Below are 22,763 nucleotides of genomic sequence, written 5' to 3' on the forward strand. Positions count from 1 at the left end.
GAACACCCGCCATGGGGCAACCGTGATCGATACGGCAGAACTGGTCCGTTCGGGTCAGGCGAGCGCACAAGACACCGTGGCCCAGGCCTTGGCGGTCGTCGAGGAGACCAATGGTGCGCTCAACGCCTTCATCCACGTCGACGGCGACCGGGCCCTGGATTGGGCCCGCCAGGTCGACCGGGTGGTGGCTCGCGGCGGCGATCCGGGTCCGCTGGCCGGCGTGCCGATGGGGGTCAAGGAGCTGCAACCGGTGGAAGGCTGGCCGTTCGCGATGGGCAGCACGCTGCATGCGGGCCGGATCGCCGACCACACCTGCACCCTGGTGTCCCGTGCGGTCGCTGCGGGTGCGGTGCCGATCGGGGTCACCGCCTCACCGGAGTTCGGCCGGGCGTCCTACACCGCGTCGGTACTGCACGGCACCACCCGCAACCCCTGGAACACCGACCTGACACCGGGCGGGTCCAGTGGCGGGTCGGCCGCCGCGGTCGCGTCCGGCATGGTGCCCGTGGCCACCGGCACCGACGGTGCCGGCTCATTGCGCATTCCGGCGTCGTACTGCGGACTCGTGGGCTTCAAAGCGACCTATGGGTTGGTTCCACGAGGGCCACGGCACCGGGGAGTCGCCGACAACGACCACTACGGGGTGCTCACCCGAACCGTTGCCGACACCGCGCGACTGCTCGACAGCATCTGCGGCATCGATCATCGTGATCGGGCCTCCCTGCCGGCGCCCGCGGGTTCCTTCGAAAAAGGCTTGTACGCAACGGATGTGAGTTCTCTGCGAGTGGCATTCACGGCGACGTTCGGTGACGCCCCGTGTGATCCCGAGGTGGCCGCAGCAGCCGAATCGGCCGCCGAGAAATTCATCGAGGCCCTCGGCGCACGGCGGGTGAGTGCCGCTGCGGTGCGCCTCGACCCCGCGTGCAGTACCGCGTTTCGCACGCTGTCGGCGCCGGACGTCTATGCCCAGGTCGGCTCGCCGGCGAGTTTCGGCGACGTGCATCCGGCGGTGCGTCGCTACTTCGAGGCCGCCGCCGACCTGGACGCCACGACGCTGCTCGACGCGCACGAGGCGCGGGCCCGGCTGGTGGCGGATATGGCGGCGGCGTTCCAGACGTTCGACCTGCTGCTCACGCCGGCCGCCACGGTGCCTTGCTTCGCGGCCGAAGGGCCCATGCCCACCGAGATCGACGGTCGCCCGGTGGACCATTGGGGCGCGTTGGCCCTCACCTATCCGTTCAACCTCACCGGCCAGCCGGCGATCTCCGTTCCGGCGGCCTTCGTGGGCGGTGCGCCCATGGGTCTGCAGATCGTCGGCCGCAGGCACGCTGACGCCACCGTGTTGGCGGCCGCAGCGGCGTGCGAGCGGATCGGCCTTTCCTAGCAGGCCACGTACGTTTTGTGTGGTGTCGGTGAGCAATTTGGCTCTGCGCAGGTCGTCCCCTAGACTCTAGGGGTTGCCTGGGGCAGACCTCGGTTCTCTCATGTGAGAAAACCCTGCGTGCTCTCGGGGCAACAAAGACCGCGCACGTCAGGTCGGTATCTGCCGTGCACACATAACCAGGTCAGGAGATCGAGTGATTCAGCAGGAATCGCGCGTGAAGGTGGCCGACAACACGGGTGCCAAGGAAATCTTGTGCATCCGAGTTCTCGGCGGCTCGGCGCGACGTTATGCCGGCATCGGCGACATCATCGTGGCGACCGTCAAGGACGCCATCCCCGGCGGCAACGTCAAGAAGGGCGACGTCGTCAAGGCCGTGATCGTGCGCACCGTGAAGGAACGTCGTCGCGCAGACGGCAGCTACATCCGATTCGACGAGAACGCCGCCGTCATCATCAAGGCGGACAACGATCCGCGCGGCACCCGCATCTTCGGCCCGGTGGGCCGCGAGCTGCGTGAGAAGAAGTTCATGAAGATCGTTTCGCTCGCCCCGGAGGTGCTGTAAATGAAGGTGCACAAGGGTGACACCGTGCTCGTGATCTCCGGTAAGGACAAGGGCGCCAAGGGCAAGGTCATCGAGGCCTACCCGACCCGCGAGAAGGTCCTCGTCGAGGGCGTCAACCGGATCAAGAAGCACACCGCGCAGTCGCAGAACGAGCGCGGCGCCTCCTCCGGCGGCATCGTCACGCAGGAGGCTGCCATCCACGTCTCCAACGTGATGGTCATCGACTCCGACGGCAACCCCACCCGCATCGGCTACCGCGTCGACGAGGAGTCGGGCAAGAAGGTCCGGGTCTCCAAGCGCAACGGCAAGGACATCTGAGAATGACCACAGTAGAGAACGCCGCCAAGGTGCAGCCGCGGCTGAAGCAGCGCTACCGCGAGGAAATCAAGGACGCGCTCAACAAAGAGTTCAACTACGCCAACGTGATGCAGATCCCGGGCGTGGTGAAGGTCGTCGTGAACATGGGTGTCGGTGACGCCGCCCGTGACGCGAAGCTGATCAACGGAGCGGTCAACGACCTCGCCCTGATCACCGGCCAGAAGCCCGAGATCCGCAAGGCGCGCAAGTCCATCGCCCAGTTCAAGCTTCGCGAGGGCATGCCGATCGGCGCCCGCGTGACGCTGCGCGGCGACCGCATGTGGGAGTTCCTGGACCGCCTGGTCTCGATCGCGCTTCCTCGTATCCGCGACTTCCGTGGTCTGAGCCCCAAGCAGTTCGACGGCAGCGGTAACTACACCTTCGGGCTCTCCGAGCAGTCGGTGTTCCACGAGATCGACGTGGATTCCATCGATCGCCCCCGCGGCATGGACATCACCGTCGTCACCACGGCGACCAACGACGACGAAGGACGAGTGCTGCTGCGGGCCCTCGGCTTTCCGTTCAAGGAGAACTGAGCATGGCAAAGAAGGCTCTGGTCAACAAGGCCAACAAGAAGCCGAAGTTCAAGGTGCGCGGTTACACCCGGTGCAACCGGTGCGGCCGTCCGCACGCGGTGTTCCGCAAGTTCGGCCTGTGCCGGATCTGCTTGCGCGAAATGGCGCACGCGGGCGAACTGCCCGGTGTCCAGAAGTCCAGCTGGTAACCAGCATTCATTCGAATTCAAATTTCGGAAGGCCCAGAGTGTCGATTGACCGAATGGGAACCGCCGCAAGGAAGGTGAACCGGCTGTCATGACGATGACCGATCCCATCGCAGACTTCTTGACGCGTCTGCGTAACGCCAACTCGGCGTACCACGATGAGGTGACCCTGCCCCACTCGAAGATCAAGGCGAACATCGCCGAGATCCTCAAGAAAGAGGGCTACATCTCCGATTACCGCACCGAGGATGCCCGCGTAGGCAAAGCCCTTGTGGTGCAGCTGAAGTACGGCCCCAGCCGTGAGCGCAGCATCGCCGGCCTGCGCCGGGTGAGCAAGCCCGGTCTGCGGGTCTACGCAAAGTCCACCAATCTGCCTCGGGTGCTCGGCGGCCTGGGCGTGGCGATCATCTCCACGTCCTCCGGTCTGCTCACCGATCGCCAGGCAACTCGACAAGGCGTGGGCGGCGAAGTCCTCGCCTACGTCTGGTAGGGGAACGAAAAACATGTCGCGTATTGGAAAGCAGCCGGTCCTGGTTCCTGCCGGGGTCGATGTGGCCATCGATGGCCAGAACGTGTCGGTCAAGGGACCCAAAGGCACCCTGACCCTGGATGTCGCCGAGCCGATCGTGGTCTCGCGCAACGACGAAGGCGCCATCGTGGTGAGCCGTCCCGACGACGAGCGGCGTAGCCGCTCGCTGCACGGGCTGTCACGCACCTTGGTGGCCAACCTGGTCACCGGTGTCACCGAGGGCTACACCACCAAGATGGAGATCTTCGGCGTCGGTTACCGCGTCGCGCTCAAGGGTGCAAACCTGGAGTTCGCGCTCGGCTACAGCCACCCGGTCCTCATCGAAGCGCCCGAGGGCATCACGTTCGCGGTCGAGACACCCACGAAGTTCTCGATCACGGGCATCGACAAGCAGAAGGTCGGCCAGATCGCTGCGGTCATCCGCCGCCTGCGCCGCCCCGACCCGTACAAGGGCAAGGGCGTGCGGTACGAGGGTGAGCAGATCCGCCGCAAGGTCGGAAAGACAGGTAAGTAACCATGGCTTCCACGAAAACTGATGCAGCCGCCGGCACCAAGCACAAGCCGGTGGGCCAGAACATCTCCGAGACCCGTCGGGTCGCGCGGATCCGTCGTCACGCCCGGTTGCGCAAGAAGGTCTCCGGCACGGCCGACGCTCCGCGTCTGATGGTCAACCGGTCGTCTCGGCATATCCACGTCCAGCTCATCGACGATCTCGCCGGCGTCACCGTGGCCGCGGCCTCGTCCATCGAGCCCGATGTGCGTGCCGTCGACGGCGACAAGAAGGCACAGAGCGTGCGGGTCGGTCAGCTGATCGCCGAGCGCGCCAAGGCCGCTGGTGTCGAGACGGTCGTGTTCGACCGTGGCGGCTACACCTACGGCGGCCGGATCGCCGCGCTGGCCGATGCCGCGCGCGAAGGCGGGCTGAAATTCTGATGACTGACAACGAGAGGACTGCATGATGGCCGACCAGGCTGGCGCCGGTTCGGCGCAGGACAATCGCGGCGGCCGCGGAGATCGCGGCGGCCGAGGCCGTGACGATCGTGGCGGCCGTGGCCGCGGCGACGACCGCGGTGAGAAGAGCAACTACATCGAGCGCGTCGTCACCATCAACCGCGTCTCCAAGGTGGTCAAGGGTGGTCGGCGTTTCAGCTTCACCGCTCTGGTCATCGTCGGTGACGGCAACGGCATGGTCGGCGTCGGCTACGGCAAGGCCAAGGAAGTTCCGGCCGCCATCGCCAAGGGCGTCGAGGAGGCTCGCAAGAACTTCTTCCGCGTGCCGCTGATCGGTAGCACCATCGTGCACCCGGTTCAGGGTGAGGCTGCGGCCGGTGTCGTGATGCTGCGTCCGGCCAGCCCCGGTACCGGTGTCATCGCCGGCGGTGCCTGCCGCGCCGTGCTCGAATGCGCTGGGGTGCACGATGTCCTGGCCAAGTCGCTGGGTAGCGATAATGCGATCAACGTGGTGCATGCCACCGTCGCCGCGCTCAAGATGATCCAGCGGCCCGAAGAGGTGGCGGCCCGACGTGGGCTCGCCATCGAGGATGTGGCGCCGGCCGGCATGCTCAAGGCCCGGCGCGAAAGCGAGGCGCTGGCCGCCAGTGCCGCGCGTGAGGGGTCGGCATAGTCATGGCAGAGCTCAAGATCACCCAGGTGCGCGGGACCATCGGCGCACGCTGGAAGCAGCGCGAGAGCCTGCGCACGCTGGGGCTGCGGAAGATCCGCCAGTCCGTGGTCCGTGAGGACAACGCTCAGACCCGTGGTCTGATCAAGACCGTGCATCACCTCATCACGGTCGAGGAGGTCTAGGAATCATGAGTGTCATCAAGCTTCACGACCTGAAGCCCGCCCCCGGGTCGAAGACGAAGAAGACCCGCGTCGGACGTGGCGAGGGCTCCAAGGGTAAGACCGCGGGTCGCGGCACCAAGGGCACCAAGGCACGTAAGAACGTCCCCTCGACCTTCGAGGGTGGCCAGATGCCGATCCACATGCGGCTCCCGAAGCTCAAGGGCTTCACGAACCGCTTCCGGGTGGCCTACGAGGTCGTCAACATCGGCGATATCACCAAGGCATTCCCGGAGGGTGGCACCATCGGTGTCGCCGAGCTGGTGGACAAGGGCCTGGTTCGCAAGAAGAGCCTGGTGAAGGTCCTCGGCGACGGCAAGCTGACCGTCAAGGTCGATATCACCGCCAACAAGTTCAGTGCCACCGCGCGGGAGGCCATCACGGCCGCCGGCGGTTCGGCCACCGAACTGTAGAAGTCTCTGACCGCGAAGGCCCCTGCTCCGGCAGGGGCCTTTCGCGTTGTCGGGACATGCGCGGTGCCGTGAGTTGGCCAGGTATCTACACGAGTTCAGTCTCGGTGCCCGGATGGTTCTGAACACTGACACCAGGTATGGCTCAGCGCCGGCTCAGCTACACCACTTCAGCCAACGGCGCCCGGCCCTACCCCGGCTGAAACCACGTAGGTGTCGGCGATCGGTCGCAGGGGTTTCTCGATCGGCGAAAGGGCCCGCCGCCGCGGCGCCGGTAGGCTCGGAAGATGTTCGGATTCCTCCCCAGCCTGCCCGGTCCCGACGACCTGAAGTCACTGGTGCGCAAGGTCGACACGGCCCGCCACAATGGTGTGCCCGACGGCTGTGTGCTCGAACTCGATCTGCAGTCCGCACCACCGGAATCGCTCGGGTTCGACCCCTTCGCGCTCATATCGCTCGGCGGCCGGCCGTTGACGCTGCGCCAGGCTGTCGATGCGCTGCACCGTGCCGCCGAAGACGACCGGGTCGCCGGGCTGATCGCCAGGATCCAGCTGCCGGCCGCCGCCCCCGGCCCGGTGCAGGAACTGCGCGACGCCATCGCCGCCTTCGGCACGGTTAAGCCCACCCTGGCCTGGGCGGAAACCTACCCGGGCACACTGTCCTACTACCTGGCCTCGGCATTCCGCGAGGTCTGGATGCAGCCGTCGGGCACGGTCGGGCTGATCGGATTCGCCACCAGTGCGCTGTTCTTGCGCGGTGCCCTGGACAAGGCCGGTATCGAGGCGCAGTTCGTGGCGCGCGGCGAATACAAGTCGGCGGCAAACCTTTTCACGCAGGACAGCTACACCGACGCACACCGGGAGGCTGACACCGCGTTGATCGGCAGCCTGCACACACAGGTGCTGGCCGCGGTGGCCGAATCCCGTCACCTCGATGCCGCCGAGGTGGACGCACTGGCCGACCAGGCGCCGCTGCTGCGCGATGCCGCGGTGTCGGCAAAGTTGGTCGATCGCATCGGTTTCCGCGACGAGGCCTACGCCCGGATCGCCGAACTCACCGGCGCCCCGGCGGCTGCCGACGGCGAGGATGCCCCGCCGCGACTGTTCCTGTCGCGGTACGCGAAGGCGAATGCGTTCAAGCCCGCGTCGTCGATGCCGGGCCGCAAGTCAAAACCCGGGATCGCCGTGGTCACCCTGGACGGGCCGATCGTCAGCGGGCGTGGCGGCCCGCAGATGCTGCCGTTCGGGAACTCCAACGCCGGCGGTGACACCATCGCGGCGGCGCTGCGGGAAGCCGTCGCCGACGACGATGTGGCGGCCATCGTCCTTCGGGTCAACAGCCCGGGCGGGTCGGTCACCGGATCGGAAACCATTTGGCGCGAGGTGGTTCGGGCCACCGAGGCCGGCAAACCGGTGATTGCCTCGATGGGCGCGGTGGCGGCATCCGGCGGGTATTACGTGTCGATGGCCGCCGACGAGATCATCGCCAACGCGGGAACCATCACCGGATCGATCGGCGTGGTGACCGGAAAGCTGGTGTCCCGCCAACTCAAGGACAAGCTCGGTGTCGGCGCGGATTCGGTGCGCACCAACGCAAATGCCGATGCCTGGTCCAGCAACGAGCGCTTCACCGACGAACAGCAGGCGCACGTGGAGGCCGAGGCCGATCTGTTCTACGCCGATTTTGTGGAACGGGTCGCCGACGGGCGCCACCTCACGGTGGCCGCGGTCGAAGAGGTCGCGCGTGGCCGGGTGTGGACGGGCTCTGATGCCAAGGAACGTGGTCTGGTCGACGAACTCGGCGGATTGCGCACCGCGATCGGCCGCGCCAAGGTGCGCGCCGGCTACGCGCCGGATACCGAGGTGCGGATCGTCAACTACCCGGGTTCGTCCATGCTGGACGTGCTGCGACCCAAGGCCTCCTCGCAGCCCGCGGCAGCGTCGCTGCCGCAGGCCGTCGGTGCGCTGCTGGGCAGCTCGGTCGCGAGCGTGTTCGAGCAGGTGGAGCGCTCGGTCAGCGGTGCTCACGCACTATGGCTGGGAGACTTCAGGTTCTGATGTCGGTGCATCGCTCCCCGCGGTGACGGGTGCGTCTATCGTGGGCGGGTCGGTGCAGGTCGAACGGAAGGCGGGCTCCATGCGCGGTTCGCCCGTGAGCCTGGCCATCGTAAACGACTACGAACTCATCGTCGCGGGGCTGGCCGCATTGTTGGCGCCCTACCGCGACCGGCTCCGCATCGTCGAACTCGATTCCAGGACCGATGTGCAGAGTCCGGTCGACATCGCGATCTGGGACACCTTTGCCGCCGCCCAGGGGGACCGCACCGATGTCAGTGACCTGGTCGGCCAGCCCCATATCGGGCGGGTTGCGGTGTACTCGTGGAACATCGACCAGCTGCTGATCGACCGCTCCCTGGCCGGCGGAGTGAGCGGCTATCTGGCCAAATCGCTGCCGGTCGACACGTTGGTCGACTGCCTGGAGCGTATCCATGCCGGCGAGACGGTGGTGGAACGCGGCGACGGCAGCATGTCGATGCCGATGGAGTGGCCCGGCCGGGACGCGGGCCTGTCTGCCCGGGAAGCTGAGGTCCTCGCGCTGATCACCCAGGGCCAGACGAACAGCGAGATCGCCGAACGCTGCTATCTGTCCATCAACACGGTCAAGTCCGTGGTGCGTTCCACCTATCGCAAGCTCGGCGTCACCCGGCGCGCGCAGGCGGTGGCCTGGGGGATGGAACATGACTTCCGGCCCGACGTGTCCCGACTACACCCCTGAGCGCCGTGATCACACCCCAAAGGGTGTAGTTCGGTGGGCCGATCAGGCGTTGACTGCTCAGTGTGCAGATGCTCATCGACCAGGAACCGCGGTCACGGCTGCCGGCTGACGGACCCGTCGACGTGGTGGCGGCCTCCATAGATGGCCGTCACGATGACCCCATGCTGCTCGCGCAACGGGGACGGGCCGCGGTCGCCAGGGTGAGCCAAAAGACCTTGCGCAGCGCGGGTCACGTGCTCGGCCCGGGCCCACTGGTGAGCGAGGAGGAGTACGCGAGACGGATGGGTGATCTGGGTGTGTACCTACGGCAGCATCACCGAGACCGTGATCTGGCCTATCTGGGCGAGCTCGCCCTCGCGGCCGCGGAGCGACGTCATGGATGACCCTCGTCCCTGCACACACCGGGAGGCCGGTACCGACGAAGCGACCTGGTTGCTCGACTCCGGATGGAACGGAGTGCCCAGGCTGGACCTGGACGCGATTGTCGCGCGGTGCCCGCGCATCGTGGTGGTGGCCCCCCATCCCGATGACGAGACACTCTCGCTCGGGGCAACGCTGTCTGACCTGAGTGCCCGAAACACCGACATCACCATCGTCTTCGTCACGCACGGCGGTGCCGGCCCCGGATCGACACCGCGGCGCATCGAAGGCGACAAAGCCACCGCGGCACTCGGTGACCGGATCTCGGCGTTGTGGTGGGATCTGCCCGACGGTGGCCTGGATTCGCGCGAGGACGAACTGATCTGGCGACTGGCCGAACTGATCGATGAGCGCACCGTGGTGTTCGCGCCGGTGGAATGTGATGGGCATTCCGACCATGACGCCGTCGCGCGGGCAGCCGAGTCGGCGGTCCGTCGGCGATCCGCGGTGCTGATCAACTATCCGATCTGGTTGTGGCACTGGGCGACACCGAAAGACATGGACTGGTCGCGAGTTCGGACCCTGGCGCCCTCGCTGAAGGGCCTGGATGCCAAGAGATCGGCGATCGGCTGCTACCTCAGCCAGCTGTACTCCGATGACGGCCTGCCGATCGTCGGCTCGTCGGTGCGCAGCCGCGCCCATCGGGTATTCGAAACCGTCTTGATGCCCGCCGCGGCGGATCTCGCGGATCGGGTCCGTGCCGCCGTGGGTGGTGGGCCGGCGCGGGCTGCCGTCGCCGAACCGTTCGACGCGATGATGGCGGCCGGTGAGGACGATCCGTGGCACCTCGATGACTTCGCCTATGAGCGGCGCCGACTCGAGTTGGTGCTGGCCTGCCTGGGACGCGAACGCTACCAGCGGATCCTGGAGGTCGGCTGCGCCACCGGGCAGCTCGCCGAACAACTGACGGGCCGGGCCGACACCGTGGTGGCGATCGATGCGAGCGAACGCGCGCTGGCGGTCGCCCGGAACAGGACCGACGCGGTGCGGTGGATCTGCGGGGCCGCGCCCGACGATCTGCCCGACGAAACATTTGATGCCATCATCCTTTCCGAGATCGGCTACTTCCTGGACGGTCCCGACCTGATCGCCACGCTGCGCGCCGTCCGCAGGCGGCTCACCGCCCGCGGAGAGATCGTGCTGGCGCACTGGCGAGGGCCGACGACCGACATCCCGCTCGATGGCGCCACCGTGCATGCACAGGCCGCGGCGCTGTTGGATCTCCCGCTGCGTGCCCGTTACGTCGATGTCGACCTGATGGTCGAGGTATGGGGCGAACCCGTCTCGGTCTACCGTGAATACCGCGGCGCATCATGACGATCCGCCATGTCGAGGTCGTGGTGCCGGCCCACACCGAGTCACGGGTGAACGGCGGGTTCGGTACGTACATCGCGGGCCTGGACGCCGAGGCGAACCGATGAGGGTCGCCGTGATCGGGCCGGCACGTCACCCGGTGGCCGAACCCTATGCAGGGGGACAGGAACGCTTCACCGCGATCCTCATTCGCGGGCTGCGCGAACGTGGTCACCATGTCGAATTGTGGGCCCGCGCCGGCACCATCCCGGCGCTCGCCGATGACCTGCACGTCATGCCGGATACCCCGCAGCTCTCGGCGGTCGTGTCGGGCGACCCGAACATGCCCGAGCCGCATTTCCTCAGCGATCAGGTGGCCTATCTGTCGGTGATGCGGGATCTTCTGCACCGCAACGATATCGACGCCGTCCTCAATCAGAGTCTGCATCAGCTGCCGCTGGCGCTGAGCTCCACACTGCGGGTGCCGATGGTCACGACACTGCACACCCCTCCGTTCCCCTGGATGGAGATCGGTGCGCGGCTGGCGGGCCCGGCGTCGCATCTGGTGGCGGTCAGCGCGGCGCTGCGCCGACAGTGGGCGACGCTGCGCGACGTCCGGGTGATTCACAACGGTGTCGACCCCGCCGGATTCCCGATGGGGCCCGGTGGTGACGACCTGGCCTGGGCCGGGCGCCTCACCCCGGAGAAGGGCGCCGATATCGCCATCGAAGCGGCGGCCCGCTACGGCCGGCGGCTGCGGCTGGCCGGACCGGTCGGTGACATCGGGTGGTTCGAGGACGTGATCCGGCCGGCCCTCGGGCCGCGGGTCGAATATGTCGGCGCGCTGCGCGACGGCGATCTCGCCGAGTTCTACGGCCAGAGCGCGGCAACGTTGGTGACACCGCGGTGGGAGGAGCCGTTCTGTCTGGTGGCCGCGGAATCCCAGATGTGTGGGACGCCGGTGGTGGGCCTGCGCCGTGGTGGGCTGGCCGAGGTGGTGATGCTGCCCGGGGGTGTCCTGGTGACGGCCGGTGATGGTGAATCCGCCCGCCTTGCTGCGGCCCTGGACGCCGTGGTGCGGACGGACCGGGAACGCGTCGGCCTCTCGGCGCGGGTCCGACTGAGCAGCGATCGCACGGCCGACGACTACGAGCAGCTGCTGACGCTGGCGCGGCGCACGAACGGACTGGAGGTTTCCCGACAGTGATCGACAAAGACATGAAGGAGCAGGTGAGCATGACCAGCCAACCGTCCGGCTGCACCATCGAAGAACGCCGAATCGACGGTGTCGCCGTGGTTGTGGTCAGCGGAACGGTCGATGCCCTGACCGCGCCGAAATTGGAGGAGGCCATCGCCACCGCCGCGTCCGCCACGCCCGCGGCGATCGTGGTGGATCTGGGTGCGGTGGAATTCCTGGCCTCGTCGGGGATGGGCGTGCTGGTGGCCGCCCACGCCAACCTCGCACCCGAGGTGCGCTTGGTGATCGTGGCCGACGGTCCGGCGACCAGCCGCCCACTCAAGCTCATCGGCATCGCCGATATCGTGGGGTTGTTCGCCGAACTGGACGAGGCCTTGGCGGCGGTCCGGGACTGACCGGCCGCGACACTCGGCTACGGCAAAGTGCCGCTGATGTAGACGATCTCGCCGAGCACATCCCGGTCACCGAACTCCGGTGTGGGTAGGCCGTATCTGGCGAACAGTTCGGTGCGGGGAACGCCGCTCATCCGCCAGCCCTTCGCGCTCAGATAGTCCGCGGCAGAGGTGCGCTCACCGTGATAGATCAGCGATGGCATATCCATCTCAAGCCCCAGCCGGGCGAAGGTGTCGGCCGCGGCGCGCGCCTTCTCCGGGTCGAAATCGCGCATACCGGGCACGAATTCGGTGGCCACGGTGCTGCCGGGTGCGCTGAGTTCGTGGATGTTGTCGAACAGCCGGTCCTGTGCCTCCTGCGGCAGGTAGATCAGCAGGCCCTCCGCACACCACGCCGTCGGCCGGTCGGGGTCCAGGCCCGCTGCGCGCATGGCCGCCGGCCAATCCTCGCGCAGATCGATCGGCACAGTCCTGCGTTCGGCGGTGGGGGAGGCGCCGAGGTCTGCCAGTGTCCGGGTCTTGAATTCGACGACCTCGGGCTGGTCCACTTCGTAGACGACCGTGCCGTCCGCCCACGGCAACCGGTAGGCGCGGGCATCGAGCCCGGCGGCCAGGATGACGGCCTGACGGACCCCGGATTCGCCTGCGCTGACGAAGTAGTCGTCGAAAAACTTCGTCCGCACCGCCATCTCGTCGATATTGGACTTGACCTGCGCCGCGCCCTCGGGAGCGATGGCCGCGATGTCGATGGTTCCGTCGACCATCATGGTGAAGGCCTCGATGCCCACCGCGCGCACCAGCGGCGCGGCGAACGGATCGTCGAACAGCGGGTGCTCGGCGTTGGTGGCGATGGCCCGACCCGCCGCCACCATCGTCGCCGTCGCACCGACACTGGAGGCCAGGTCCCAGCTGTCACCCTCGGAGCGTGCCATTGCCATACCTCACTTGTTGGCCGTCAGATAGCCGGAGTCTCCCACCATCGCCGCCAGTTCGTCGTTGGGTCGCTCGAATCCCTGGGCGGCGTAGGCCTTGTCGTTGGGCAGCACCGTCACCTGCCAGCCGGCTGCGCTCAGGTGATCGCCGGCGGGGGTGCGCGGGCCGCTGTAGAACAACTCGTTCAGATCGATATCGCTGCCGTACCGGCGGCCGCGCGCGCTGAGCTCCTTGGCCCAGTCCCCGGTGAGGGCCTTGGCGTCCATGTGCTCGGTGGCCAGTGCGCTGCCGGGGGCGCTGAGAGCAGTGATGTTGTCCAACAGCCGGTCCTGCGCGTCCGGGGGCAGATAGATCAGCAGCCCTTCGGCGATCCATGCCGTCGGTGCCGACGGATCGAAACCGGCGCCCCGCAGCGCGGCCGGCCAGTCCTCGCGCAGGTCGATGCCGACGGTGCGGCGGTCCGCACCGGGCATGGCGCCGGTGTCGGCGAGCACCCGGGTCTTGAACTCGATGACTTCCGGTTGGTCGATCTCGAACACGACGGTCCCGTCGGGCCAGCCCAGGCGGTAGGCGCGGGTGTCGAGCCCGGAGGCGAGGATGACCGCTTGACGTGCGCCTGCCGCTGCCGCGGCGGCAAAGAAGTCGTCGAAAAACCGGGTGCGCACCGCGATGTGCGCGCGCATCTGGTCCCGTCCGAAGAGCGGATCGTGGCTGTCGTCGAACTCCCCGTTGGCCATGCGGATGAAGTGCGGGACGCCGACGGCCTCGACGAGCGTCGCAGCGTAGGGGTCGTCGATCAGCGGGTCGGGCCCACGGCTGGCCAGCGCCCGGGAGGCGGCCACCGACGTGGCGGTGGCGCCCACGCTGGAGGCCAGGTCCCAGCTGTCGCCCTCGGACCGTGCCATCACTTGACCGCGGTGAGGTAGGACGCCTGCCCGAACTGTTGATCTTCTTCGATGAGGGGCAGTCCGTACTGCGCCAGCAGGCCGTTGGTCGGGATCGCCGAGGTCTGCCAGCCGAGGTCGGTGAGGTGCGTCGTCGCTTCCGTGCGATCACCGAGATAGATCAGCTCGCTGAAGTCCAGATCGAACCCGTGCGAGGACCACTTCTCGGTCACCGTCTGCATCCGTTCCCGGACCGCCTCCGGGTCGACGTCCATGGTGGCGGGTACCGCCTCGGCGGCGACCCGGCTGCCGGGCGCGCTGTTCTCGGTGATCAGGCTGAGCAGCCGGTCCTGCGCCTCGGGTGGCAGGTAGCCGAACAGTCCCTCGGCGATCCAGGCGGTCGGTGCTGCGGGATCGAAGCCTGCCGACCGCAGTGCCGACACCCAGTCGTCGCGCAGGTCGGCCGCGACGGCGCGGCGGACCGCGGTGGGCTGGGCGCCCAGCTCGGCGAGTGTCCGGGATTTGAAGGCGATCACCTCGGGCTGGTCGATCTCGTACACCACGGTGCCGGCGGGCCAGGCCAGCCGGTAGGCGCGCGAGTCCAGGCCGGCGGCCAGGATGACCGCCTGCCGCACGCCTGCCGCACCGGCGGCGGCGAAGAAGTCGTCGAAGAACCGGGTGCGCGCGGCCATCCCATTGGCGAAGCGCGCGATGTTCAGCTGCGGATCGTCGCCCAGATCGGCATCGGTGAGCTCGCCGTCGACGAGCTTGGTGAAGAAGTCGACGCCCACCGCGCGCACCAGAGGAGCGGCGAACTGATCGTTGATCACGGGGTCGGGGGCGGCGCTCGCCATCGCGCGGGCCGCAGCGACCATCGTCGCGGTGGCGCCCACGCTGGACGCCAGGTCCCAGCTGTCTCCGTCGGTGCGTGCCATGGCGATCTCTCCTCCACACAATTTAATTAGCTGATTTAATGAACACCACCGACTGTACGCTTCAATTCTGTTTGACCTCGCGATCGCGCTCGCGCCGTGGACAAGGGCGGTGCGGGGCGCAGCTGTTACTCTCGTAGACTGTTTGACGCGCGACTATGCAGGCGGTGAACCTGCAGCTAGAGCGCATGAGACTTTAACCAGACGCTGGATTTTCCAGCCCCATTGCACGCCGCGCGATTGAAGTCGGCTGCGCAGGAGGAAGAGTGCTTTCGGCTTTCATCTCGTCGATGCGGACTGCCGACCTCAGGCGCAAGATCCTGTTCACCCTCGGGTTGGTAATTCTGTACCGCGTCGGCGCGACCATTCCGTCGCCGGGCGTCAACTACCCGAACGTGCAGCAGTGCATCGAGCAGGTCAGCGGCGGTGACTCGGCGCAGATCTACTCGCTGATCAACCTGTTCTCCGGTGGCGCGCTGCTGCAGCTGTCGGTGTTCGCGGTCGGCGTCATGCCCTACATCACCGCCAGCATCATCGTGCAGCTGCTGACCGTGGTCATCCCGCGCTTCGAGCAGCTCAAGAAGGAGGGTCAGGCCGGCCAGGCCAAGATGACCCAGTACACCCGGTACCTGTCGATCGCGCTGGCGATCCTGCAGGCCACCAGCATCGTGGCGCTGGCCGCCAACGGTGGCCTGATGCAGGGTTGCAGCCTGGACATCATCGAGGACTCGTCGATCTTCGGCCTGGTCATCATCGTGCTGGTCATGACCGCCGGCGCCGCCCTGGTGATGTGGATGGGCGAGCTGGTCACCGAGCGCGGCGTCGGCAACGGCATGTCGCTGCTGATCTTCGCGGGTATCGCGGCCCGCATCCCGGCCGAGGGCAAGGCCATCCTGGATGCCCGCGGCGGCATGGTGTTCACCTTCGTCTGCATCGGCGCGCTGGCCGTCCTGGTCGGCGTGGTGTTCGTCGAGCAGGGCCAGCGCCGCATCCCGGTGCAGTACGCCAAGCGCATGGTGGGCCGGCGCATGTACGGCGGCACCTCGACCTACCTGCCGCTCAAGGTCAACCAGGCCGGCGTCATCCCGGTGATCTTCGCGTCCTCGCTGATCTACATCCCGCAGCTGGTCACCCAGCTCATCGACAGCGGTCGCGAGAACCCGGGCACCGGGTGGTGGAGCTCGTTCGTGGCCAACCACCTGTCCAACCCGACGGCACCGGTCCATATCGCCTTCTACTTCGGCCTGATCATCTTCTTCACGTACTTCTACGTCTCCATCACGTTCAACCCGGAGGAACGGGCCGACGAGATGAAGAAGTTCGGCGGCTTCATCCCGGGTATCCGGCCGGGCAAGCCCACCGCTGACTATCTGCGTTTCGTGCTGAGCCGCATCACCCTGCCGGGCTCGATCTACCTCGGCGTGATCGCGGTGCTCCCGAACGTCGTTCTGCAGGCCGGCAGTGGCGGCGCTACCCTGCAGAACCTGCCCTTCGGCGGCGTTGCGGTGCTGATCATGATCGGCGTGGGGTTGGATACCGTGAAGCAGATCGAGAGCCAGCTCATGCAGCGCAACTACGAAGGTTTCTTGAAGTGAGAGAGGTTTCCTGAAGTGAGAATCGTATTGCTCGGACCTCCCGGTGCCGGAAAAGGAACCCAGGCGGAGAAGCTCGCCGCCCAGCTGGGCATCCCGCAGATCTCCACCGGCGACCTGTTCCGCCACAACATCGGCGCCGGCACCCCGCTCGGTGTGGAAGCCAAGAAGTACCTGGACGCCGGTGACCTGGTGCCCGCCACACTCACCAACGCACTCGTCGACGACCGGATCGACCACGACGACGCGGCCGCCGGGTTCATCCTCGACGGATACCCGCGCTCGGTCGAGCAGGCCGAGGCGCTCAAGGAGATGCTGGCCAAGCGCGGCCTGAAGCTGGACGCGGTGCTCGAGTTCCGGGTGTCCGAGGACGAGTTGCTCGAGCGTCTCAAGGGTCGCGGCCGCGCCGACGACACCGAAGAGGTCATCCGCAACCGGATGGCGGTCTACAACGCCGAGACCGCACCGCTGCTGGACTACTACGCAGACGAACTGAAGACTGTCGAGGCCGTCGGCACCCTGGACGAGGTGTTCGCCCGGGCGTTGCAGGCGCTCGGCCAGTAATCAGGAGCACCCCTTGATCGGCCAATCATGATCAACGTGCCCGGCCTGCGTCGCAAGGTCGTTCCACAGCGCAGCCCCGGCGAACTCGACGCGATGGCCGCCGCGGGCGCGCTGGTGGCCGCGGCGCTCAAAGCCGTCCGGGAGGCCGCCGCCCCCGGCGTGTCCACCGGTGAACTGGACCGGATCGCCGAATCGGTGATCCGCGACGGCGGCGGTGTGCCGTCGTTCCTCGGCTATCACGGGTTCCCGGCCACCGTCTGCGCATCGGTCAACGACCGCGTCGTGCACGGCATCCCCTCGGATGCCGAGAAACTCGTGGCCGGTGACCTGGTGTCGATCGACTGCGGGGCCATCCTCGACGACTGGCACGGCGATTCCGCCGTGACGTTCGGCATCGGGGCACTCATCCCGGCCGACGAACTGCTGTCCGAGGCCACCAGGGCGTCCATGGAGGCGGGTATTGCCGCGATGGTGCCCGGCAACCGGTTGACCGACGTGTCCCACGCCATCGAGGTCGGCACGCACGCCGCCGAGGCGCGCGACGATCGGAAATACGGCATCGTCGCCGGCTACGGCGGGCACGGCATCGGGCGCGAAATGCACATGGACCCGTTCCTGCCCAATGAGGGCGCGCCCGGTAAGGGCCCGTACCTCGAGGTCGGATCGGTGCTGGCGATCGAGCCGATGCTGACACTGGGTACGGCGAACACCAAGGTGCTCGACGACGACTGGACCGTGGTGACCACCGACGGTTCACGTGCCGCGCATTGGGAGCACACCGTGGCCGTCACCGCGGACGGCCCGCGCATCCTGACGCTCTGACCCGGCAGGTTCAGTGCACATCCTGGTCACTGGCCAGGAGGGTGAGGGTCTCCCAGTTCTGTTGCGTCGCGGCCGCTGCCGCATCGGCATCGCCGTGGCGGCACAGTTCGATGATCCGTTCGTGTTGCGCGATCGACTGGCGCCCGGACAACGACGAAAAGCGCTGGTATTCCAGCCGCCTGAGTACCGGAGTCACCGACTCCAGCGCCACCGCGATGGCCTGGTTCTCACTCGCCTCCACGGCGACGTGGTGAAACCGGTCGTCCGCCCGCAGGGCCGCCGCGGCGTCGCCCGCAGTGAGCGCGTCCGCGAACTCCTTGTTGGCCTCCGCCATGGCGGCATACTCACCGGTGCCCATCAGCGGGACCGCGGTGCGGACGGCGAGCGCATGCATGGCCGCGGCGACGGCCTGCGCGTCGAGCACGGCCTTGCGTTCGATCGTCGACACGACGGTGGACCGTCCGGGCATGGTGTGCACCAGGCCGGCCGTCTCCAGGCGGGCCATGGCCTCCCGGATCGGTGTGCGACTGATGCCGAGCCACTTCTCCAGTTCCGGGTCGCGCAGTTTCTCCCCGGGAGCCAACGTGCCGTTGACGATGGCGTCCCGCAGTGACAGGTAGGCCTGCTCGCGCAGCAGCGACCGCTTGTGTTTGCCCTGCTCACCCGGTACCGGCATGCAGACGATCTTAGTTTGCGTGCTGATGGACACCGACTCCTGCAACGCCGGCCAGACCCCGGTCGGGCCGGATCAGGTCGGCGGCCTTCTCGCCGATCATGATGGTGGCCGCGTTGGTGTTGACCGACACGATCCTGGGAATCACCGACGCATCGGCCACCCGCAGGCCGGTCAGGCCGTACACGCGGAGCTGGGGGTCGACGACCGCGTCGGGACCGGTGCCCATCGCACAACTGCCGACCGGGTGGAAGTAGGTACTGGTCGCGCGTGCGATGAACGCGCGTAGCGCCGCCTCGTCGGTGACGTCGGGCCCGGGCAGCACCTCGCGGCCCCGCCACGGCGCGAACGCCCGGGTGGCAGCAATGTCGCGCGCCACCGTCAACCCATGGATCATCCGCCGCATATCGGACTCCGCCCCGAGATAGTTCGGGTCGATCAACGGAGCCAGCGCCGGATCTGGTCCCGCCAGCCGTATGGAGCCGCGGGCCTCGGGCACGGTCGTGAACCCGATGGTGAAGCTGTTCGGGGGTGCGCAGAGATGCGGCGGGTGCAGGGGAACGTGGATGAACATCATCTGCATATCCGGGCCGGAAAGTGCTGCGCTGCTGCGCCAGAGCATCGATGCCTCGGCCAGATTGGTACGCCCGGCGGGGATCGGCTGCAAGGCCTCGTAGACGATGCCGCACAGCGGATGGTCGTGCAGGTTGCGACCCACACCGGGCAGGTCGTGGAGCACGGGAACCCCGGCGGCTTCGAGTTCACCGGCCGGGCCGACGCCGGACAACAGCAGCAGTCGAGGGCTGTCCACCGTCCCCGCGCTCAGGACCACCTCGGCCCGGGCATGGACGGTCACCAACTCGCCCGCCCGATCGAATTCGACACCGATACAGTGGCTTCCGTCGAAGAGGAGCCTGAGTGCGCGTGACTCGGTCGCAATGTCGAGGTTCGGCCGGCCGGCCCGCGCCGGGTGCAGGTAGGCGGCGGCGGTGCTCTGCCGGGCGCCATCGGAGATCGACAGATCGTGCCAGCCGGCGCCCTCGGGGTGGGCGCCGTTGAAGTCGTCGGTCAGTGGGAAGCCAGCCTCCGAGGCACCGTCGAGGAACACCTGCGACAGGGCGTTGGCCGCCTCGGCCGCCGGAGCGGGCCGCATCGGCCCATCCGAACCGCGGTAGCGCGGGTCCCGTCCGCGGGTGGATTCCATTCGCCGGAAGTAGGGCAGAACAGACTCGTAATCCCATCCCGGGCAACCTGATTCGGACCATCTGCGGAAATCGTCGGGGTGCCCGCGCAGATACACCATGGCGTTGATGGCACTGCTACCGCCGAGGGTTCGCCCGCGCGGCCAGCCGTGGGAATGTCCATCGGTGCCCGCCTGTGCAACCGTGCGATATCCGTGGTCGACATCGCTGCCCCACAGCGTCGGCCAGGCCGGCGGTTCGGCAATCGCCGGGTGCGAGTCCACCGGGCCGGATTCCAGGAGTAGCACCTCGACATCTGGATCTTCGGCAAGTCTGGTGGCCACCACGCAGCCTGCCGAGCCGGCTCCGACGACGACGTAGTCGTATTCCCTTGCCGTGGTGCCGGTCTCCGATGCGCCCAGCATGATGGTGTCTCCTCTGTTGTCGGTGTTGTGTACCAGGGTTTTTCGCATCAGGACCGGGTGGCGCCCGCGGCCTGGCTGATCAGGTCGGCGACGGCGCCGGGCTGGGAGACGGTGACGGCGTGGGAGGCGTCGACCTCGACGGTGTGCGATGTGGCGCGTTCGCCCATGTACCGCATGGAGTCGGCGGGGATGGCAAGGTCCTTGGTGGTGACCATGTTCCAGGACGGGATGGTCTTCCAGGCGGCCTTGGTCGCGGGGTCTTCCAGCGCGGCTGCAGTGATGGGCCGTTGGGTGGCTGCCATCAGCGTGGCGACGTCGGCGGGCACGTCGGCGGCGAACACCGCGGCGAACTCGTCCTGCTTGATGTAGAGCTCATCGGCGATGCCGCCCTCGGGCAGGGGATAGGGCACCGCGTGCAGCGCGGGCCCGAGCTCGGCTCCGGGGAACTTGGCGGCCAACTGCCCGGTGCTCTCGCCCACCTCGAGGATGAAGCTCGCCACGTACACCAGGGCCTTGACATTGGGGCTGGCGTCCGCGGCTTCGCTGATCACCGAACCGCCGTAGGAATGGCCGGCGAGGACCACCGGGCCGGCCACACTGTCGACGACGCTGCGCACATATGCGGCGTCGGCGGCGAGGCCGCGCAGCGGATTGGCCGCCGCGATGACCGGGTAGCCGTCGGCCTGGAGCTGTTCGATGACGCCATTCCAGCTGGAGGAGTCGGCGAAAGCCCCGTGCACGAGCACCACGGTGGGCCGGTCGGCCGGGGCGGGTGGCTGCGCTGCTGCGCCGGTGCAACCCGCGCTCAGGGCTGTCACGGACAGTGCGGCGGTCACGGTGATGAGGGCGGTACGGATGGTCATGGATCGTCTCCGGGTAGATGGGATAAATGCAATATATTGCATATCGGTTGTCTACGTCCAGCGGCCGGCGGGCGCCGGGCCGCGTCCAGCGTCGGGCCTCCCGCAGGAGGAGGGTCAAGCGGTGTCGACCGTGGGCAATCTCCCAGGTACCGGCGTTAGGTTGAACTCGGCGGCCACCCACGTCGTATCAGAGACGGAGGTTGGGAGTGGACGATCCGGAGGCCGCGATGATGCGGGTCTTGTACGACGAGCACGCAGCAGCGCTGTGGCGCTACGCCCTGCGCCTGACCGGCGATGCCGGCAGGGCGGAGGACGTGGTGCAGGAGACGCTGTTGCGGGCCTGGCGCCATCCCGAAGTCAGCGCCGACCCGGATCGGCCCGCTCGGGCCTGGCTGTACACCGTGGCGCGTAATCTCGTCATCGACGAACGGCGCAGTGCGCGGTTCCGCAACGAGGCAGGGACGCCCGATGTCGAAACGGTCGCCGGAAACACCGCCGCTGCCGGCCCCGACGAAGTGGACACCGCGTTGGACCGACTGTTGATCAGCACCGCGTTGAGCGAACTCTCCGAGGACCACCGCGCGGTCATCCGGCGGGCCTACTACCAAGGCTGGAGTACCGCGCAGATCGCCGCCGACCTCGGCATCGCCGAAGGGACGGTGAAATCCCGGCTGCATTACGCGGTGCGCGCGCTGAGACTGAACCTGCAGGAAATGGGGGTGACCCGATGACCGAATTCACCCAGACCGCCGCGGGCGACCCGTACCTCACCTGGGACGCCAGTTACGTGCTCGGCGCGCTGACTCCCGGCGAGCGCCGAGACTTCGAGGCACACCTGCAGACGTGTGCACGCTGCCGCGACGCGGTCGCCGAGCTGACCGGGATGCCGGCGCTGCTGGCGATGGTGGACCTCGACGAGGTGGCGGCGCTCGACAACCGGCTGCCCGACCCGCCGTTGCGTCCGGAGCTGCGCGAGCATGTGCTGGACCGGGTGCGAGCCCGCCGCCGCAGGTCCCGGTGGCTGACCACCGTCGCGGTGGGTGTGGCGGCAGCACTGCTCGCCGTCGGTCTGGTCGTGGTCATCGCGCCGGAAACCGTGGGACTGCAACAGGGTTCACCGGCCGTCGCGATGCTGGCGATGGACAAGGTCAACGAGACGCCGATCAATGCGAGTATCGCGCTGTCCAGCTACAGCTGGGGCACTCGCATCGACATGGCGTGCAGCTACGGGGACTGGGGTCAACGCGACGGTGCGGCGCAGAATCTCGGAATGGTCGTCGTGGGACACGACGGCAGCCGGACCCAGGTCGCGACCTGGCTCGGCCTGTCCGGCGCCACCGCGCTGCCCAGCGGCAACGTCGCGCTGCCGCAAAGCGGAATCGCCTCTGTGCAACTGGTTTCCGCCGACGATGGCACGGTGCTGCTGGAGCGGAATCTGTGAGGTCCGCGAGATCCGTCGGCGCCTCGATACGGGAAAAGCCCCGCCGGTACGGTAAGAAAGGTCATGCCCTCACCTCCCGGCAAACGTGACCCGATCACGCTGGCGCGCGCGAACTGGGAACGGGCCGGCTGGGGTGAGGTCGCCGACGGCATGGTGGCGGTGACCTCGGTGATGCGGGCCCATCAGATCCTGCTGGCCCGGGTCGAGACCGCGCTGCGGCCCTACGACCTCAGTTTCTCCCGGTTCGAACTGCTGCGGCTGCTGGCTTTCAGTCGCAACGGCGAGCTGCCCATCACCAAAGCCTCTGACCGCCTGCAGGTTCACGTCACCAGCGTCACGCACGCCATCCGGCGGTTGGAGAGCGACGGGCTGGTGGAGCGTCTGCCACACCCGACAGACGGGCGCACCACCCTGGTGCGGCTGACCGAACTGGGCCGCTCCACCGTCGAGGACGCGACCGAGACGCTCAACAAGGATGTCTTCGCCGATATCGGTATCTCCACCGACGAGTCCAGGTCGCTGGCGACCTCGATCGAGACGCTGCGCCGTCACGCCGGCGATTTCTGAGGC

The 22,763-nt window shown here is 67.6% G+C and carries 29 protein-coding genes; 23 read left to right on the forward strand and 6 right to left on the reverse strand.

From position 1 onward, the window contains the following. Nucleotides 1–22: 22 nt before the first annotated feature. The 17 genes from C6A86_RS04945 to C6A86_RS05025 all read left to right on the forward strand — a co-directional run bounded on the left by C6A86_RS04945 (nucleotide 23) and on the right by C6A86_RS05025 (nucleotide 11,886). Nucleotides 23–1,384, forward strand: a complete 1,362-nt coding sequence (locus C6A86_RS04945; protein WP_158263295.1) for an amidase — start codon at nucleotides 23–25, stop codon at nucleotides 1,382–1,384. 193 nt (nucleotides 1,385–1,577) lie between these two features. After that, nucleotides 1,578–1,946 carry a 50S ribosomal protein L14 gene (gene rplN / locus C6A86_RS04950; RefSeq protein WP_105364646.1) on the forward strand — a complete coding sequence of 123 codons (369 nt, stop codon included), beginning with the start codon at nucleotides 1,578–1,580 and terminating at the stop codon, nucleotides 1,944–1,946. Continuing rightward, nucleotides 1,947–2,264, forward strand: a complete 318-nt coding sequence (gene rplX / locus C6A86_RS04955; protein ID WP_105364647.1) for a 50S ribosomal protein L24 — start codon at nucleotides 1,947–1,949, stop codon at nucleotides 2,262–2,264. Between the two features lie 2 nt (nucleotides 2,265–2,266). Further along, nucleotides 2,267–2,839, forward strand: coding sequence for a 50S ribosomal protein L5 (gene rplE, locus C6A86_RS04960; RefSeq protein WP_057167044.1), 573 nt, complete (start codon nucleotides 2,267–2,269; stop codon nucleotides 2,837–2,839). Nucleotides 2,840–2,841: 2 nt separating this feature from the next. Continuing rightward, on the forward strand, nucleotides 2,842–3,027 hold the full coding sequence (locus tag C6A86_RS04965; protein WP_011778599.1) for a type Z 30S ribosomal protein S14: 186 nt from the start codon (nucleotides 2,842–2,844) through the stop codon (nucleotides 3,025–3,027). A gap of 88 nt (nucleotides 3,028–3,115) precedes the next feature. After that, on the forward strand, nucleotides 3,116–3,514 hold the full coding sequence (rpsH, locus tag C6A86_RS04970; RefSeq protein WP_068000379.1) for a 30S ribosomal protein S8: 399 nt from the start codon (nucleotides 3,116–3,118) through the stop codon (nucleotides 3,512–3,514). Between the two features lie 13 nt (nucleotides 3,515–3,527). Beyond that, nucleotides 3,528–4,067, forward strand: coding sequence for a 50S ribosomal protein L6 (rplF, locus tag C6A86_RS04975; protein ID WP_105364648.1), 540 nt, complete (start codon nucleotides 3,528–3,530; stop codon nucleotides 4,065–4,067). Between the two features lie 2 nt (nucleotides 4,068–4,069). Further along, nucleotides 4,070–4,486 (forward strand): 50S ribosomal protein L18, encoded by a 417-nt coding sequence (rplR, locus tag C6A86_RS04980; protein WP_105364649.1) that lies wholly within the window; start codon nucleotides 4,070–4,072, stop codon nucleotides 4,484–4,486. Between the two features lie 25 nt (nucleotides 4,487–4,511). Next, nucleotides 4,512–5,177, forward strand: coding sequence for a 30S ribosomal protein S5 (rpsE, locus tag C6A86_RS04985; RefSeq protein WP_105364660.1), 666 nt, complete (start codon nucleotides 4,512–4,514; stop codon nucleotides 5,175–5,177). Nucleotides 5,178–5,179: 2 nt separating this feature from the next. Then, entirely contained in the window at nucleotides 5,180–5,359 is a 180-nt protein-coding gene (rpmD, locus tag C6A86_RS04990) for a 50S ribosomal protein L30 (protein ID WP_057167049.1), read from the forward strand. A gap of 5 nt (nucleotides 5,360–5,364) precedes the next feature. Next, complete coding sequence (gene rplO, locus C6A86_RS04995; RefSeq protein WP_105364650.1) at nucleotides 5,365–5,808, forward strand: 50S ribosomal protein L15; 444 nt, start codon at nucleotides 5,365–5,367, stop codon at nucleotides 5,806–5,808. A gap of 284 nt (nucleotides 5,809–6,092) precedes the next feature. Continuing rightward, the gene (sppA, locus tag C6A86_RS05000) at nucleotides 6,093–7,862 is read left to right on the forward strand and encodes a signal peptide peptidase SppA (RefSeq protein ID WP_105364651.1); all 1,770 of its coding nucleotides are present in this window, start codon (nucleotides 6,093–6,095) and stop codon (nucleotides 7,860–7,862) included. 94 nt (nucleotides 7,863–7,956) lie between these two features. Then, on the forward strand, nucleotides 7,957–8,580 hold the full coding sequence (locus C6A86_RS05005; protein ID WP_233213111.1) for a response regulator transcription factor: 624 nt from the start codon (nucleotides 7,957–7,959) through the stop codon (nucleotides 8,578–8,580). A 68-nt stretch (nucleotides 8,581–8,648) separates the two neighbouring features. After that, the gene (locus C6A86_RS05010) at nucleotides 8,649–8,963 is read left to right on the forward strand and encodes a hypothetical protein (protein WP_105364652.1); all 315 of its coding nucleotides are present in this window, start codon (nucleotides 8,649–8,651) and stop codon (nucleotides 8,961–8,963) included. Further along, nucleotides 8,956–10,317 (forward strand): PIG-L family deacetylase, encoded by a 1,362-nt coding sequence (locus tag C6A86_RS05015; RefSeq protein WP_105364653.1) that lies wholly within the window; start codon nucleotides 8,956–8,958, stop codon nucleotides 10,315–10,317. Before C6A86_RS05010 ends, C6A86_RS05015 begins: the two co-directional genes overlap by 8 nt. Nucleotides 10,318–10,417: 100 nt before the next feature. Beyond that, nucleotides 10,418–11,500: a glycosyltransferase gene (locus C6A86_RS05020; protein ID WP_105364654.1), complete on the forward strand. Its 1,083-nt coding sequence runs from the start codon at nucleotides 10,418–10,420 to the stop codon at nucleotides 11,498–11,500. 29 nt (nucleotides 11,501–11,529) lie between these two features. Next, a complete protein-coding gene (locus C6A86_RS05025) occupies nucleotides 11,530–11,886 on the forward strand; it encodes an STAS domain-containing protein (protein WP_105364662.1) in 357 nt (118 codons plus the stop codon). A gap of 17 nt (nucleotides 11,887–11,903) precedes the next feature. Here the strand turns inward: C6A86_RS05025 and C6A86_RS05030 are convergent, their stop codons facing one another. The 3 genes from C6A86_RS05030 to C6A86_RS05040 are packed head-to-tail and all read right to left on the reverse strand — an operon-like array spanning nucleotide 11,904 to nucleotide 14,635. Then, nucleotides 11,904–12,815: a class I SAM-dependent methyltransferase gene (locus C6A86_RS05030; RefSeq protein ID WP_105364655.1), complete on the reverse strand. Its 912-nt coding sequence runs from the start codon at nucleotides 12,813–12,815 to the stop codon at nucleotides 11,904–11,906. Between the two features lie 9 nt (nucleotides 12,816–12,824). After that, complete coding sequence (locus C6A86_RS05035; RefSeq protein WP_105364656.1) at nucleotides 12,825–13,721, reverse strand: SAM-dependent methyltransferase; 897 nt, start codon at nucleotides 13,719–13,721, stop codon at nucleotides 12,825–12,827. Next, complete coding sequence (locus C6A86_RS05040; protein WP_105364657.1) at nucleotides 13,721–14,635, reverse strand: SAM-dependent methyltransferase; 915 nt, start codon at nucleotides 14,633–14,635, stop codon at nucleotides 13,721–13,723. Before C6A86_RS05040 ends, C6A86_RS05035 begins: the two co-directional genes overlap by 1 nt. A 263-nt stretch (nucleotides 14,636–14,898) precedes the next feature. On the opposite strand from C6A86_RS05040, the gene secY reads away from it, so the two are divergent. From secY to map, 3 genes are read left to right on the forward strand one after another with little or no spacing between them, the layout of a single operon-like run. Next, nucleotides 14,899–16,227 (forward strand): preprotein translocase subunit SecY, encoded by a 1,329-nt coding sequence (gene secY, locus C6A86_RS05045; protein ID WP_311101040.1) that lies wholly within the window; start codon nucleotides 14,899–14,901, stop codon nucleotides 16,225–16,227. A 15-nt stretch (nucleotides 16,228–16,242) separates the two neighbouring features. Next, nucleotides 16,243–16,788: an adenylate kinase gene (locus C6A86_RS05050; protein WP_105362518.1), complete on the forward strand. Its 546-nt coding sequence runs from the start codon at nucleotides 16,243–16,245 to the stop codon at nucleotides 16,786–16,788. Between the two features lie 27 nt (nucleotides 16,789–16,815). Next, nucleotides 16,816–17,610, forward strand: coding sequence for a type I methionyl aminopeptidase (map, locus tag C6A86_RS05055; protein ID WP_105362517.1), 795 nt, complete (start codon nucleotides 16,816–16,818; stop codon nucleotides 17,608–17,610). A gap of 10 nt (nucleotides 17,611–17,620) precedes the next feature. Here map and C6A86_RS05060 read toward each other — a convergent pair whose 3' ends face one another. From C6A86_RS05060 to C6A86_RS05070, 3 genes are read right to left on the reverse strand one after another with little or no spacing between them, the layout of a single operon-like run. After that, nucleotides 17,621–18,286, reverse strand: coding sequence for a GntR family transcriptional regulator (locus C6A86_RS05060; RefSeq protein ID WP_105362516.1), 666 nt, complete (start codon nucleotides 18,284–18,286; stop codon nucleotides 17,621–17,623). Between the two features lie 10 nt (nucleotides 18,287–18,296). Beyond that, nucleotides 18,297–19,937, reverse strand: coding sequence for a GMC family oxidoreductase (locus C6A86_RS05065; protein ID WP_233212931.1), 1,641 nt, complete (start codon nucleotides 19,935–19,937; stop codon nucleotides 18,297–18,299). Continuing rightward, nucleotides 19,937–20,752 (reverse strand): alpha/beta fold hydrolase, encoded by an 816-nt coding sequence (locus C6A86_RS05070; RefSeq protein WP_105362515.1) that lies wholly within the window; start codon nucleotides 20,750–20,752, stop codon nucleotides 19,937–19,939. The genes C6A86_RS05065 and C6A86_RS05070 overlap by 1 nt, the downstream gene beginning before the upstream one ends. A gap of 206 nt (nucleotides 20,753–20,958) precedes the next feature. On the opposite strand from C6A86_RS05070, the gene C6A86_RS05075 reads away from it, so the two are divergent. The 3 genes from C6A86_RS05075 (at nucleotide 20,959) to C6A86_RS05085 (ending at nucleotide 22,760) form a co-directional block, all read left to right on the forward strand. Then, the gene (locus C6A86_RS05075; RefSeq protein WP_105362514.1) at nucleotides 20,959–21,483 is read left to right on the forward strand and encodes a sigma-70 family RNA polymerase sigma factor; all 525 of its coding nucleotides are present in this window, start codon (nucleotides 20,959–20,961) and stop codon (nucleotides 21,481–21,483) included. Beyond that, on the forward strand, nucleotides 21,480–22,193 hold the full coding sequence (locus C6A86_RS05080; protein ID WP_105362513.1) for an anti-sigma factor: 714 nt from the start codon (nucleotides 21,480–21,482) through the stop codon (nucleotides 22,191–22,193). The genes C6A86_RS05075 and C6A86_RS05080 overlap by 4 nt, the downstream gene beginning before the upstream one ends. A 63-nt stretch (nucleotides 22,194–22,256) precedes the next feature. Continuing rightward, nucleotides 22,257–22,760 carry a MarR family transcriptional regulator gene (locus C6A86_RS05085; protein WP_105362512.1) on the forward strand — a complete coding sequence of 168 codons (504 nt, stop codon included), beginning with the start codon at nucleotides 22,257–22,259 and terminating at the stop codon, nucleotides 22,758–22,760. The last annotated feature ends 3 nt before the right edge of the window (nucleotides 22,761–22,763 follow it).

It is taken from the genome of Mycobacterium sp. ITM-2016-00316 (genome assembly GCF_002968335.2).
Lineage (GTDB): Bacteria > Actinomycetota > Actinomycetes > Mycobacteriales > Mycobacteriaceae > Mycobacterium.